Below are 15,825 nucleotides of genomic sequence, written 5' to 3'. Positions count from 1 at the left end.
TGGTTAGGCTACTTGTTTTCTTTCGAGTTTGATGATTTCACTGAGATCTTCATCGTTCACTTCTTTCTTGGCATCGGCAACTTTAAGGAATTCGATATACACTTTGTCGAGTTCTTCTTTGGTCAGATCAAAGCCTATATTTTTAAATCTGTAGGCGAGAGCAGCACGGCCGCTTCGGGCAGTAAGTACGATTTTGGAATGATCAACTCCTACTTCAAGCGGGTCGATGATCTCATAAGTATCACGTCTTTTAATCACACCATCCTGATGAATTCCTGAGGAGTGAGCAAAGGCATTCGCTCCCACAATTGCTTTATTGGCCTGAACAAACATTCCCATCCTGTCGGATACCAGGTGACTGGTTTCCGTTAACATTTTGGTCTTAATATCGGTATATAAGTTTAAATACGGGTGCTGGCTCATGATCATGACGACTTCTTCCAGAGAAGTGTTGCCGGCGCGTTCTCCAATCCCGTTTATGGTACATTCGATCTGCCTGGCTCCTGCCTGTATTCCTGCAATGGAGTTGGCGGTAGCCAATCCCAGGTCATTATGGCAATGGGTGGAGACGGTAGCCTTATGGATATTAGGAACATTTTCCATCAAAAACCTGATCTTGGCGCCGTATTCTTCGGGCAGGCAATATCCTGTGGTGTCCGGGATATTTACTACGGTTGCCCCTGCAGCGATTACCGCTTCAATGACCCTTGCCAGGTAAACATTATCCGTACGGCCGGCATCTTCTGCATAAAATTCAACATCCTCAACGAAGGATTTGGCATATTTTACGGCAGCAATGGCCCGCTCCATGATCTTATCCTGGGTAGAATTCAGTTTATATTTAATATGGGAATCCGAGGTGCCGATGCCGGTATGGATTCTGGGACGTTTTGCATATTGAAGGGCCTCTGCAGCCGTTTTTATATCATTTTCAATAGCCCGGGATAATCCGCAAACGGTGGGGTATTTTACCGCTTTGGCGATTTCCATCACCGACTGAAAATCACCGGGGCTGCTGATGGGAAACCCCGCTTCTATAATGTCAACCCCCAGCAATTCAAGTTGCTTTGCAATTTCAACTTTTTCCTCTCTTTTTAGTTTGCAACCCGGAACTTGTTCGCCGTCGCGGAGGCTTGTATCGAAGATATATACTTTATCGTTTGCCATAATTTAATTTTTTAGTAAAAACTGATTATGTTTACCAAATGAATGATACTCAATGTAATTCGTAACTCAAAAACCTTTCAAAGGTATTTTTCAAATGCTCATTAATGGAATCAAATTAGTCGAAAAATCCAAACTGCGAAGACGCAAAGCTATGTGTTAAGTGTTTGTAAATCATATTGTTGTAAAAAATATTCTTACAATGCCCAAACAGAAAACAGACGATCTAATTCAGTTGATTAAATCATTGACCCGAGCAGAAAAGCGTCATTTCAGGCTTTTTGTCCGAAGAAACCAGGCTTCGGAGGATATTCTCTTTCTGCAGCTTTTTGATTTTTTAGACAAGCATCAGGAATATGATGAAGTTCAGATTCTAAAGAAAATACCTGCCATAAAAAAGAGACAGCTTTCCAATCTGAAAGGTCATTTGTATAAACAATTGCTCACCAGCCTTAGACTGTTGAATAAAAATTATATTGAAGAAATCCAGTTGAGGGAATTGCTCGATTATGCCAGGGTGCTTTATAACAAAGGATTGTATCGACAAAGCCTGGAAATTCTTGAAAAAGCAGGTCACAGGGCCTTTTTGGGGAATTACAATGCGCTCGCCATGGAGTTGATTGAGTTTGAAAAATTGATTGAAGGACAACACATCACGGGTAGCATAGAGGGTAGGGCAGAGGAATTGACCCGCCAAAGTATGGAGCTCTCAACCATCCTGTACAACAATAACAGGTTTTCAAACCTTGCCCTCCAGATGTATGCCCTTAATCTCAAGGTGGGATATGTGCGCAATCAAAAGGAATATTTTTTTATCAAAGAATTTTTTAAATCGAAATTACCTGAGGTACCTATTGAAAAGCTTTCGTTTTGGGGAAAAATATTCTATTGTCAGGCGTTTGGCTGGTATTATCATATGCTGCAGGATTTCCCGATGAACTATCGGTATGCCCAGAAATGGATCGATGTTTTTGAGGACGAACCCCATATGAAACAAGCCAATCTTCCTTTGTACATCAAAGGGCTCCATAACCTGCTTGGATCGTTATATAACGTTGTGCAGTATGATAAATTTATCACTGTGCTGGAGCAGTTCAACCGATTGCCCAAAGAAATAGATTTCGGTCAGGACAATAACATTGAAGGGTTGTTCAAAACTTTTGGCTTCATCCATAATATTCAAAAGCACTTCATGGAAGGATCCTTTGACGAAGGGTTGAAGCTGATGCCTGAGTTGGATAAGTTCATTGAATCCGATGAGTATAACCTGGATGACCATCGCATACTGGTATTTTATTACCTGATGGCCTGTATGTATTTTAGCAGCGGGGATAATGAAAATGCTATCCACTACCTCAATCTTATTATCAACCAAAAGAATCCGGAGTATCGCGAAGATATTCAGTGTTTTGCACGGATTCTCAACCTCATTGCCCATTATGAACTTGGGAATATGCGCCTGGTGGAATACCAGGTCAAATCGGTTTACCGGTTTTTGTCAAAAATGGAAGACCTGCATGAGGTGCAAAAAGAAATCTTCCGTTTTCTCCGCAAGACTCCAAAAATTCAGAAATCAGCCACCCGCAATGAATTCATCCGATTGAAATCTCAACTGGAAAAACTGGAATCCGATCCTTTTGAAAGAAGGCCGTTCCTTTACCTGGATATCATTTCATGGCTGGAAAGCAAAATCGAAAACAAACCGGTGGGCGAAATTATCAGGGCGAAATTTGACAGCCGGCATACCAGGTCCACGGATATCAAATGATCCCAGGGCAAAAAATCGTGGATTTATGGAGTTTTTCAAAGGACTAAAAATAATTGAATTGGCCAGCGTACTGGCAGGCCCTGCCGTCGGAGCCTTTTTTGCGGAACTGGGGGCCGAAGTTTTGAAAATCGAAAACAAAAGGACATCAGGTGATGTGACCAGGAAATGGAAATTGCCGTCGGAAAACCCCGAAGCCACCTCGGCTTATTATGCCAGCGTCAATTGGAACAAAACGGTTTTGTTTTTGGATCTGGATGAACCTCTTGACCGTAAACGCCTGTACGATCTTTTGCCCGACGTTGATATTGTGGTGAGTAATTTTAAGCCGGCTTCTGCCCAAAAGATGGGCATGGATTATGAAACGTTTAAATCCTATAATCCGTCCATCATTTTTGCGCAGCTTACTGGTTTTGGTGAAGACTCCAACCTGCCGGCCTTTGATGTAGTGTTGCAGGCCGAAGCAGGGTTTCTTTATATGTCAGGCGAGCCGGATAGGCCACCCGTAAAAATGCCTGTGGCCCTGATTGATATCCTGGCGGCTCATCAGCTTAAAGAAGGGATCCTGGTGGGGCTGATCAAAAGGATGCAAACGGGTGAAGGCAGTTACGTTTCCAGTTCATTGTTTGAATCTGCTGTGGCTTCTTTGGCCAACCAGGCGACCAACTGGCTCATGGCCGGGCATATTCCCCAGCCGATGGGTACCGGGCATCCCAATATTGCTCCTTATGGAGATATTTTTTATGCCAAAGATGATAAACCCATCGTCATTGCCGTAGGGACCGACGAGCAGTTTCGTAAACTGTGCGATTGCCTGGAGTTGCCGCACCTCGCCACAGATAATCGTTTTCGAACGAATCATGAAAGGGTACGAAACCGGATCATCCTGGTGGAATTTTTGCGACCCGGATTCAATAAATATTCCCGGGCAGCTTTGATGGACTCATTGAATCAAAAAGGGGTACCTGCCGGCAGAGTCAGAAATATGGAGGAGGTTTTTGAAATTCCCGCCGCCCGCCAAATGATTTTGGAAGAAACCAAGGAAGACGGAACGGTGTGCAGGAGTGTAAGAACCATTGCTTTTGATTTAAAATAGCAGGTGTTTTTCCAACAAACTCCATAAAGTCCGCCGGGATTTTGAAAATATTCTATAACTTTAAAACCAAAACATCAAATTGAAACCCAGAGTAATACTTTCCACACTCTTTTTAATGTTGAATTTTTATGCCGCCAGAGCCACGCATATTGTAGGTGGGGAAATGAATTATACTTGCCTGGGAAACAACCAATATGAAATCACGCTTACCATTTTCAGGGATTGTTTTTACGGGAACCCTAATGCCTGGTTTGACAATCCGGCTTCTATCGGCGTTTTTGATGTAAATAATCTGTTGCTCCAGGAAATACAGATTCCTTTGATGAATAATGACACCCTGGTGCCAACACTGAGCGGAGAGTGTTTTGTCGTGCCTCCTGATGTTTGTGTGCATACCACGACTTATACGACCATTGTGACCTTGCCTCCGGTGATTGGCGGATACCAGCTGGCCTACCAGCGTTGTTGTCGGAATCAGACCATTGCCAATATTATTGATCCCCTGGGTACCGGGGCGACCTACGGACTTACCATTTCCGAACAGGCCCTTTTGGAATGCAACAGCAGCCCGCAATTTGTCCAATGGCCCCCTTTATACATCTGTGTAAATGAACCCATTGTGTTTGACCAGTCGGCCATTGATGCCGACGGGGATTCTATCGTTTACCGATTGTGTGCCCCGTTGCAGGGAGCCGATCCGAATGTTCCACAACCTCAGCCCCCTAATCCGCCGCCTTACGATCCGGTCACCTGGGTAGATCCTCCTTACGGGGTGAATAATATGCTCAACGGTATTCCGGGAGGAGCTCCTTTGCAGATTGATTCGGAAACGGGATTGTTGACAGGACTGCCCAATACGGTAGGACAGTTTGTGGTGGGCATTTGCATTGAAGAATACAGGAATGGTGTCCTGATTTCCACTACCCGCCGCGATTTTCAATACAATGTGGGGGTTTGTGGGCAATGGGTGGCTTCCTTTTTTGCGCCTGAAATCCAATGCGAAGGACTGGAAGTGACTTTTGACAATATGAGTATCGGTACGGATGAGTTTATCTGGACCTTTGGGGATCCTTCCAACCCAGATTTTCAATCGACGGAACATTCACCAATCTACACTTATCCGGATACCGGCAGTTACCTGGTCACCCTGATCGCTGGTCCGGACAATCCATGTGTCGATACTTTCCAGCAGGAAATTTATCTTCAATACAATTCACTTTTTCCGAATTTCGGGATTGCTTTTGAATCCTGTACGGATTCGATGACCATTCAGGTGACCGATCTTTCAATCGACACCTTGTTTGATATTACAGAATGGTACTGGCAGTTCCTGCCGGGGAGCCAAACGTCAACGGTTCAAAACCCTTTGTTTTATGCCACGCAGACGGGGATTTATACCATCAGGCTCACCGTAATGGCAGAAAACGGGTGTGAAAAAACCATAGATCAAATCGTGTTCGTCAATATGGTGGAGGAGGAACTCGTTGCCGATACTTTGCAGATATGCCTGGGCGAAACTGCAGCCCTGAATGATGACTTTTCATTGGCTTACCAATATGAGTGGTCCCCTCCCGATAACTTTTCAGACCCGGCCCAGCCCAATCCTGTTGTGGCACCTGTCGAGACCACCACTTATACCGTGACCATTTCAGATATGGATGGTTTTTGTCATATCGAAAGATCGGTAACGGTGGTCGTTCCCCCTGCCCTGGATTTGGTAATGCCTCCTGATACTGTCCTTTGCGATCCGGATATACTTTTAGAAGCTGCCGCGGCAGGAGCTGAATATTGGGAATGGTCGGCTGATGCTGGTTTTACGGCGATTATTGGGAACGAACCTTCAGTGGTGGTTTCTCCTTTAGGGGCCATGACTTATTATGTCCGCGTTTTGGACGGAAACGAATGCCCGACAACAGATAGCGTAACCGTGGAAAGCAACGGGGTGAATCTTTTGAAACCGGACACCATCATTGCCTGTTTGGGGGAAACCCCAGCCGTGTGGGTGCTCAACGTAGACCCTGCGGATATGCTGAATTACGAATGGGAACCAATAGACCAGATCCTTTCTGGCAATACCGGGGATACTATTGTCGTCAACCCGGCAAATTTGGGGCCTACTACCTTTTTTGTACATGCGGTCAACCAGTTTGATTGTATGGTTTCGGATTCGGTGGTGGTTTATATGATCGATACCACTTCCCAGGAGGCTTTTTTAACTTCAACCCAATGCAGTGGATTTACGGTTCAGTTTGCTTCAACGAGCGTAAATGCCCCTTTTTATACCTGGCATTTTTTTGATCCGGCGGCTCCCCCGGGACAGACGGCCACCGGGGCTGAGGCCTCCTTTACCTATTCGGGGCCAGGAACCTACGAAGTGGGGATTACCCTTCCTTTCGGATTAAACTGCCAGGATACTTTGTACTATGAGGTGATTGTAGGTGATTCACAGATTGCGGTAGATTTTACCTGGGCGTATGAAAGTTGCAGTGATACCGCGGTCATACAATTTACTGATCTTTCTCAGAACGACCAAAGTAGCATTACCGGTTGGAGTTGGGATTTTAGCAACGGCATATTTTCTGAAGATCAAAATCCCCAGGTGGAGTTTTTTAACTCCGGAACATGGGAAGTCAGTCTCACCCTTACCTCTTCGGACGGCTGCGTCGATTCTATTGTTATACCGGTCACGCTGGAATTGGTGGAGGAAACCCTGCAGGATACCGTTTGGGTTTGCCCGGGAGATTCGGTTCAGCTCAACCCTATATTAATGGGCGATTATGAATACTTGTGGTCACCGGGAGAAGGCTTGTCCAATCCCTTGTCCTCCAATCCCTGGGCTTCACCCCCGCAAACGACCACATACACCGCCGCAATAAGTTCCCTGGAAAATTTATGTTCCATTGACCAAACCATAACAGCTTTTGTTACCCCGATGATTACTTACGAACTTTCTCCTGATACCTCCATTTGCGACGCTGAATTCCTTCTGTACGCGAATAGTGATGAAGCCGTTCAGTACGCCTGGTCCACCAGTTCTGATTTTTCCATATTACTGAGTGAAGACCAGGAATTTCTGGTGCCATTGGGCGGTTTGGAATCATCCTATTACATCCGGATGACGGACGAATTTGGGTGTACGGTTCAGGATATGGTGAATGTGCAGGGAAATGGAATTAATGTTTCCCTTGACGGAGAGGTTTCCCTTTGCATTGGGGATACGATTTCATTGGAGGTCATCAATTTACTCCCGGGCACCCTGACTTACATTTGGAGCCCCGTTGCTGATATTGTTGAGGGAGAAAATACAGCAACCCCCTTGGTTAATCCCGAAGTATCTACCATTTTCAACGTGGCGATTCAGAATGAGTACGGATGTACCCTGGATACCTCCATTATGGTAAATATTTTCAATTTTACACCTCCATTGCTGGCCTCCGCAGATCCTGATACCATCATTGGCGGAGAAAGCAGTTTGTTGACTGCAACCAATGATGCAACATACACCTATTTATGGCAGCCATCGGGCACCTTAAATTTTTATACCCTGCCCGATGTAGTGGCATCCCCGGAGGAAACCACTACTTATGAGGTCACCATCCGTGATGAAAACGGGTGTATCAACCAGGCCCTGGTGACGGTTTTTGTGTTGAACCTGGAGTGTGCAGAACCCTATATTTTTATCCCTTCCGGTTTTACGCCTGATGGAGATGGGTTGAATGATGTGCTGGAAGTGTACGGGAACAATATTGCCGAAATGCACCTTATCATTTACAATCGTTGGGGAGAGCTCGTTTTTGAGAGTTTTGATCAATCGGAAACCTGGGACGGGACTTACAATGGCAAGGAATTGTCAACGGAAGCTTTCGGGTTTTACCTGGAGGTCAAATGTGATGACGGAAAAACGTTTTTGAAAAAAGGAAACATAACTTTAGTAAAATAGGAATCTGATTTTAAATTTATCATTTCCTTAAGTACCTTTGCACCGCTTTTTTACGTTGGGACTTAAACATTCAATGTTTAATAAACTAATAACAAAAATATAAAACATGAAAAAACTATTCATCATTCTGATTTTGGCCATGATGCAGCAAGTATCTTTTAGCCAATATATTTTTACCGACACAAAAGATAACCAGTGTACGGAGGTTAAAAGCCAGGATAAAACAGGAACCTGCTGGAGCTATTCCACCACTTCGTTTCTGGAATCTGAATTGATTCGCATGGGTAAACCCAAACTGGATCTTTCAGAGATGTACACCGTACGAACCATTTATATGGACAAAGCGCAGAATTATCTGCTTCGCCAGGGGAAAGCCAATTTCGGACAGGGCGGTCTTTCACACGATGTGATCAGGGCCTATAAAATGGCTGGTGCTGTTCCTGAATCTGCTTATTCAGGTTTAACAGAAGGCCGAATTCAACACAACCACAGCCGCTTGGAAAGGGAACTGAAAAATTATCTGGACGGGTTGATTTCAAAGGGGGAGGTCCCTGAAGACTGGAGAGATAAGGTCAATGAGATTCTGGATGAAAACCTCGGACCTGTACATTCTTCCTTCGAATACGCTGGAAAAAGCCTAACTGCTGAAACTTTCACCAAAACACTGGGTTTAAATCCTGATGACTACATTACCCTGACTTCCTTTACCCATCATCCTTTTTATTCAAAATTCATCCTGGAGATTCCGGATAACTATTCAAATGGTTTTTATTATAATGTGCCTTTGGATGATTTGGTGCGTATTACAGATAATGCAATCAACACCGGGTACACCATCGCCTGGGATGCGGATGTCAGTGAACCATTTTTTATGTTCAAACCGGGCATCGCCTTTGTGCCAAAAGATTCCATAACAATGGATTCAATTTTTAAGGAAACTATAGAAAGTGGAAGATTTTACGAAGAAGTTTCTGTGGATCAGGAGCTGCGCCAACAAGAGTTTGAGAATTTCCATACTACCGATGATCACTTGATGCATATTGTAGGAACTTCTAAAAATAACGAAGGAAAAACTTTTTATCGTACAAAAAATTCCTGGGGAACATCCAATTTTTACGAAGGATTTGTTTATGTATCTCCTGCTTATTTCAGATTAAAGACCATTGCTATAATGGTTCACAAGGATGCCATTCCGGCAGATCTGAAAACCAAACTCGGGCTGTAAAGCCCCGGATACTGGTTTTAAACATGAGTTCATCCCGAATTTCATCTAATCAGATGAAATTCGGGATTTTTCTTTTACAAAAGAAATAAACCGCAAAACCTGCCTTCCGTCGCGGCAGCAGGCAAGGTTTAAAACAAGTAACCGCAAAATTTAGAAGTGTTTGGGTCGTGGGTTAGGTATTTTGCGACAAAAAATGACTTTTTTCCAAAACCCAAACCTTTTGCCCACTCACTTTTACACCTGCCTTCCTGCGTCTGCAGGCAGGTTTTAAATTCCTTGTTTTACACCTGCCTTCCTGCGTCTGCAGGCAGGTTTTACATTTAAAAAATACTTCAAATAATCAAAAAATTTCTATTTCAGACAGTTTTTGAAAATTCGGGATGAACTCATGTTTATTTTAAGTTTTGCATCCGGGTTTTTATATCAAACATTTTTCACTATATTGGGACGGTGATTTTTTGTGGAATAAAATTTACCATTATGCATCGCCTGCCTATTTTTCTCCTGTTATTTTTGCTTTGTTTGAAATTGCCGGCCCAGGTTTATGATGATTACATCGGTGCGGGGCACGATGAAGGCGTAACCGTTTTTAGCAGCAGTGAATACCAGTTCAATAGTTGGGATGAGGTTGCAGCAGCCCGGAAAACGATCTCTGGTGACGGTCTTGAAGGGAAATTAGTAGAAGCTTCCCGGTTTTTAGGTCAGGCTGCTTTGGGAGCCGATCTGGCCACCATTCATCATGTAGCCGATATTGGCATTGAAGCATGGATTGAGGAACAATTTGAAGCTCCTGTGACCTACTATCTGGATGTTATGGAGGACGTTTATGATGAAGTGTATCAATTCTATATTCAGGGGGGCAACGATCCGAATAACTTTTCCTGCCGGCCGGACTGGGTGGAGTCCAATTATGCCTGGTGGCAGATGACCATGACCAATGAGGATTTGCTGCGGCACCGGATAGCCCTGGCGTTGAGTGAAATTCTGGTGATTTCCAAGGAAAATTCTGATGTTCGCGATTATGGTTATGGTGTGGCCAGTTTTTATGATATTTTCATCCGTCATGCTTTTGGCAATTACAAAGACATACTATTGGATGTCGCCCGCCACCCCGTGATGGGCAAATACCTCAGTCATCTCAATAACCCGAAATCGATTCCGGAAGAAAATATTTTCCCCGATGAAAATTTTGCCAGGGAGGTCATGCAGTTATTCTCTATCGGCCTTTTCGAATTGAATGAGGACGGCAGCCGAAAACTGGACAATGAAGGGAATTTCATTCCCACCTACGATAACCGGGACATCACCGAAATGGCTCGTGTGATGACCGGATTGGGAGCCGGAGCATTGTCGGAATGCGGAACGGCCTACGAACCGGCTTTTTGGCTGGAAATTCGCCATATTGATATGACGACGCCCATGGCCATGTATGAAAACTGGCATGAGCAGGGAGAAAAGGTTTTGTTCGGAGATCAGGTCATTCCAGCCGGACAATCCGGAATGGAGGATGTTGAAGACGCTATGGAAATCCTGTTCAACCACCCCAATGTTGGGCCTTTTATCGGCAGGTTACTCATTCAGCGACTGGTAAAGTCAAACCCTTCCCCGGAATATATTGCCGATGTAACCGCGGCCTTCAATGATAATGGAAACGGCGTTCGAGGAGATATGAAAGCAGTGGTCAAGGCCATTTTACTACACCCTGAAGCAAGAGAATGTGATGCCATGATGGATCCTCACAATGGTAAATTGAAGGAGCCCATTATTCGTTACACCCAGTTTGCCAAAGCCATCAACTCATTCAACGCTGATGGTCGTTACTGGAATACAGGCAATTACATCCTGGCCAATGCAGGGCAACATCCGCTGCATTCGCCTTCTGTTTTTAGTTTTTACCTCCCCGATTTTCAACCTAACGGCCCCATCGCCGCTGCAGATCTGGTAGCGCCGGAATTTCAAATCCATAACACCAAAACCAGTATCGGTTTTATCAATGAAGCCTACAACTGGACTGTTTCAGAACGATTGTTGTACCACTGGCAGGGGCCACTCGATTATACAGACCGCATCATCAATACGGATATTTTGGAATATATGCCGGATTCACGTAAGCCGGAGGTTTTGTTGAATAAACTGGACCTGTTGCTTACCCACGGGCTGTTGACGGACAGGACGAGGGATTTATTGAGAGAGCAGTTGTCTGCTTACATTTCCAGTTCCGAAATTTCAGAGTTGACCAACAGAACCAAAGCAGCAATGTTCATTTTCCTGTTGAGTCCGGATTATGCTATTTTCAAATAAGGTGTGCACCTGATAAAAAAGATCAAAATGATGAAAAAAAGCCGGGAAATATCAAGAAGAAAATTCCTCCAAAAAGCCACACTGGCAGCCCTGGGAGCATCCACCCTGCCTTCCTCTCTTTTTAAATTTCAAACGCTGAATGCAGCGGCACTGAGCCATTCCGCCACTTTGGACGGAGAGTACAAAGCGCTGATCTGCCTGTTCCAGTCCGGGGGTGCAGACTCATTTAATTTGTTGATGCCAAGGGGCAACACGGAATATGCGGAATACGCTGTCACCCGATCGAACCTGGCGATCCCACAAAGCAGTATGCATGCCATAACTCCTGCTACCAATGATGGGAAACAATACGGTGTTCATCCTTCCATGTATGGAGTGAAACAGCTGTTTGACCAGGGGAATCTTGCCTTTTTGCCCAATGTAGGGATGTTGGTCCAACCGACCACTAAAGCTGATTACCTCGCGGGTAATGTACCGCTGCCTTTAGGGCTTTTTTCCCATGCGGACCAGATCAAACATTGGCAAACGGCGAGCCCGGCGATTCGTTCTTCTGTAGGATGGGGCGGTAAAATTGCCGACTTAATGCAATCCATGAATGAAAGTCAAACCATTTCGATGAACATTTCCCTGTCGGGAACCAATGTTTTTCAATACGGGAACCAGGTTTATGAATACTCTGTTGATCCGGAAAACGGGAGCACCGGCATTACGCGCTATGATCAGACCAATAGTTTTGATAATTTGCGTAATGGAATGATAGACAGTTTGTTATCCTGGGGTTATGACGATATCTATAAAGACAGTTATATCAATATCATAAAAAGTTCCCGGGATGCACACCTGGAATTTCAGGAAGCCATTGAAGGGGTAGGTGAATTTCAGACGGTTTTCAGTGATAATAACATTTCCAACAGTTTCAAAATGATTGCCAAAATTGTTAAAGCCCAGGAAGCTCTCGGGTTCAAACGACAAATCTTTTTTGTGAATTTTGGCGGCTGGGATCACCATGACGACCTGTTGGAAAAACAGGAAGGCATGTTTACGGTCATGAGCAATGCCCTGCAGCAATTCAATTCCGTTATGAACGAGATCGATATGGCAAACCAGGTGACCACCTTTACCGCTTCTGAATTCAGCCGCACCCTGACTTCCAATGGCAATGGTAGCGACCATGCCTGGGGCGGAAACGTGCTGGTGAGTGGTGGGGCCGTCAATGGAGGAGATTTTTTCGGAACCTATCCTTCACTGGAACTCGACAGTGCGGCTGTGGTGGGCAGTAGGGGAGTGCTCGTTCCCGGAATATCAACGGATGAGTATTTTGCTGAATTGGCCCTGTGGTTTGGGGTATCCCCTTCAGATCTGTCCCTTGTATTTCCGAATATTACCAATTTTTACAGTCCGGGGGCCATTCCGCCGGTAGGGTTTATGAATTTTTAAAACTTGTTAACATGAAAAAATTTGTATTACTAACCATAATATCGTTCGCCTTATCATTCCACCTGGGAGCACAATGTTTTCCCGACAGGCACAACACCACCTGGTATGACGGGTGGGTTTCCTGTGTGGCCAGTGACAATCCGAATACGGAGCGGGGACTTTCTCACTGGCTGATGTATGACTTTGGCTACGTTTATAAAATGGGTCAGATGCATGTTTGGAATGCCAATGATATTGAATATTTGGATTGGGGATTACGGACGGTGGTCATCGATTATTCTTTGGATGGAAATAGCTGGACAGAACTGGGCACATTTAGTTTTGAACAGGCCCCGGGAAGAAGTACCTACGAAGGCTTTGACGGTCCTGATTTTGCAGGGATAGAAGCTCAGTATGTCCTCATCACTGCCATCGACAATTTTGGCGGAAATTGTTACGGGCTGAGCGAGATAAGAATTAGAGTGGAAGGCACGGCTGTTGTTTCAACGGAGGAACCTGAAGCATCGGATGCTTGCCTGACGGTACATATGTTTCCGAATCCTTTTGTGACCCGTACGCAATTGAAGATCACCTCCCGGTGTGATGAAGAAGTTTATTATGGGATCCGCGATGCGTTAGGACAAGTGATTGTTCCGGAGCAAAAAATGACCGGAAGTTCAGTAAATCTTGAATTTTCTGACAAAAATATGGCTGCCGGGGTTTATTTTCTCTCGGTTAGGCAAGGCAGTATGATCAGCCAGCACCGGCTCGTAAAAATCGGGAATTGACTCCCATTAAAGAAAACATAAGACATCCCGGCATGAAATGCCGGGATGTCTTATGTTTTAATTTTGAGATTCCTCATAGATCTCCACCTTTCGCTCTCCCGGTTTGGCATAACCCCGGTACATTCCAGGAGTATTAAAAGGCATGACGATATTCCCACATTTGTCCAAAGCGATCAACCCGCCTGAGCCGCCGGCATCCAATAATTTGTGGTGAATGATTTCATCGCCGGCTTCTTCCACCGAAATATTTTTGTATTCCATCAGTGCCGACATATCGTAGGCTACGGCATAGCGGATAAAAAACTCCCCATGGCCGGTACAGGAAACTCCGCAGGTTTTGTTGTTGGCATAAGTGCCGGCCCCGATGATCGGGCTGTCGCCAATGCGGTTCCATCGTTTATTGGTCATGCCGCCGGTAGAGGTGCCTGCCACGATGTTGCCTTCCTTATCAAGGGCCACACAGCCCACGGTTCCGAATTTATAATCCGGCCATTCGTTAAGACTTCCGGTAGTCTTGTTTTCTTTTTTGAGTTCTTCCTGCAACCCATCGTACCTCCTTTGGGTAAAAAAATAATCTCCGCTAACGGTATCTAATCCCTGTTCGATGGCAAATTGGTTCGCTCCCTTGCCGGTGAGCAGTACATGGGGCGATTTTTCCATGACCGCACGGGCGGCGTTGATCGGATTTTTGACAATGGTGACGCCGCCTACTGCCCCGGCTTCCAGTGTCTTGCCATTCATGATGGAAGCGTCCAGTTCATTGATGCCCTCATGGGTGAAAACAGCTCCTTTGCCGGCATTAAAATGTTCGGAATTTTCCATGACATTGATGGTGGCCTGTACCGCATCGAGGCTGCTGCCTCCATTTTTAAGGATACTTTCCCCTGCATCCAGGGCTGCATTGAGCACCTCACGAACGGCTTTTTCATTTTCCGGGGTCATATTTTCCCGCAGGATGGTTCCTGCCCCTCCGTGGATGACCATCGCATAGGCCGGTTTATCTTTACACGCCATATTTCCGGTGTTGGATTCATGAATGTGTTGATCCTCCGGTTGGGAACAGCCGGAAATCAACGTTATGAAAAGGATAAGAATAAAGGATCTCATGATGGTTATTTTTCGTTAATGTCATTATTTGAATTCGTCGTTATTTATCAGTGCGGGAAAACCTCCTGTGCCATGTCATAAGCTGTCCTGAAGGCTTCGAGATCAAGGTTACCCAAAACATTATGATCTTCAAAATAATAAACCATGTTCTCCATAGGCATATTACCGGTCAGGTCATCCTTTGCCATTGGGCATCCGCCAAACCCCCTGATGGCGCCATCAAATCGGTTGCATCCGTTTTGGTAGGCGGTTTCTACTTTTTCCTTCCATTTTTGTGGGGTAGTGTGAAAATGTGCTCCAAATTCAATTTCCGGATAAGCGGGAATGAGATGGCTGAAGAGATACTCGATACTATCCGGTCGCGCTACTCCGATGGTGTCTGAAAGCTGGAGAATGGTGATGCCGAGGGAATAAAGCTCATCCACCCAGCGCTGCACCGTTTCCACGGTCCACGGATCTCCGTAGGGATTGCCGAACCCCATGGAGATGTAAACGACCATCTGCTTATTGGACTGTAAACAAATATCCTGAACCGCCTTTACCCTGTCAAGGGATTCCGCAATAGTGGCGTTGGTATTACGCAGCTGGAAAGTTTCTGAAATGGAAAAGGGGTAACCCAGGTAGGAAATTTTTTCAAATTGGGCGGCATCGATGGCTCCACGGCTATTGGCTACGATAGCCAATAGTTTAGAGGTGGTTTGGTCTAAATCAAGCCTCTCAAGTACTTCGGCGGTATCTCTCATTTGTGGAATGGCCTTCGGGGAAACAAAACTACCAAAATCAATGGTGTCAAATCCTACCTTTAACAACTGGTTGATATAGGCGGCTTTTGTCGTTGTCGGGATGAATGTTTTAATGCCCTGCATGGCATCTCTCGGGCATTCAATAAGTTTTATCATTTTTTGAAATTAAGCATTTTTCCAAATGTACAAAATACGATTTTTAATCCGCAGGATTTGGCTGCTCATTTTTTGATTAAACATTCCAATCCTGCCTTTTTCTTTCTTTCATCTCATTTTGTAT

The 15,825-nt window shown here is 45.0% G+C and carries 10 protein-coding genes; 7 read left to right on the top strand and 3 right to left on the bottom strand.

Annotated features, from left to right (window positions below):
• Positions 1-3: 3 nt before the first annotated feature.
• On the bottom strand, positions 4-1,167 hold the full coding sequence (locus tag H6571_05955; GenBank protein MCB9323269.1) for a 2-isopropylmalate synthase: 1,164 nt from the start codon (positions 1,165-1,167) through the stop codon (positions 4-6).
• A gap of 199 nt (positions 1,168-1,366) precedes the next feature.
• Between H6571_05955 and H6571_05950 the strand changes: the two genes are divergently transcribed.
• From H6571_05950 to H6571_05920, 7 genes are all read left to right on the top strand, one after another.
• Positions 1,367-2,932: a hypothetical protein gene (locus H6571_05950; GenBank protein MCB9323268.1), complete on the top strand. Its 1,566-nt coding sequence runs from the start codon at positions 1,367-1,369 to the stop codon at positions 2,930-2,932.
• 25 nt (positions 2,933-2,957) lie between these two features.
• Entirely contained in the window at positions 2,958-4,025 is a 1,068-nt protein-coding gene (locus H6571_05945; protein MCB9323267.1) for a CoA transferase, read from the top strand.
• 79 nt (positions 4,026-4,104) lie between these two features.
• Complete coding sequence (locus H6571_05940; protein MCB9323266.1) at positions 4,105-7,965, top strand: gliding motility-associated C-terminal domain-containing protein; 3,861 nt, start codon at positions 4,105-4,107, stop codon at positions 7,963-7,965.
• 106 nt (positions 7,966-8,071) lie between these two features.
• Positions 8,072-9,190, top strand: coding sequence for an aminopeptidase (locus tag H6571_05935; protein ID MCB9323265.1), 1,119 nt, complete (start codon positions 8,072-8,074; stop codon positions 9,188-9,190).
• 480 nt (positions 9,191-9,670) lie between these two features.
• Complete coding sequence (locus H6571_05930) at positions 9,671-11,491, top strand: DUF1800 family protein (protein MCB9323264.1); 1,821 nt, start codon at positions 9,671-9,673, stop codon at positions 11,489-11,491.
• 27 nt (positions 11,492-11,518) lie between these two features.
• Positions 11,519-12,928, top strand: coding sequence for a DUF1501 domain-containing protein (locus H6571_05925; protein ID MCB9323263.1), 1,410 nt, complete (start codon positions 11,519-11,521; stop codon positions 12,926-12,928).
• A gap of 11 nt (positions 12,929-12,939) precedes the next feature.
• Positions 12,940-13,695 (top strand): T9SS type A sorting domain-containing protein, encoded by a 756-nt coding sequence (locus H6571_05920; GenBank protein MCB9323262.1) that lies wholly within the window; start codon positions 12,940-12,942, stop codon positions 13,693-13,695.
• A 57-nt stretch (positions 13,696-13,752) separates the two neighbouring features.
• On the opposite strand, the gene H6571_05915 is transcribed toward H6571_05920, so the two are convergent.
• Together H6571_05915 and H6571_05910 are read right to left on the bottom strand one after the other, a co-directional pair.
• Entirely contained in the window at positions 13,753-14,802 is a 1,050-nt protein-coding gene (locus H6571_05915) for an isoaspartyl peptidase/L-asparaginase (protein MCB9323261.1), read from the bottom strand.
• Positions 14,803-14,849: 47 nt separating this feature from the next.
• Positions 14,850-15,701, bottom strand: coding sequence for a hydroxymethylglutaryl-CoA lyase (locus H6571_05910; GenBank protein ID MCB9323260.1), 852 nt, complete (start codon positions 15,699-15,701; stop codon positions 14,850-14,852).
• Between the last annotated feature and the right edge of the window lie 124 nt (positions 15,702-15,825).

This window comes from Lewinellaceae bacterium, from assembly GCA_020636105.1.
GTDB lineage: Bacteria > Bacteroidota > Bacteroidia > Chitinophagales > Saprospiraceae > BCD1.
Note: the sequence above shows the minus strand (reverse complement) of the source record. Positions and strands in the feature narration are given on the sequence as shown.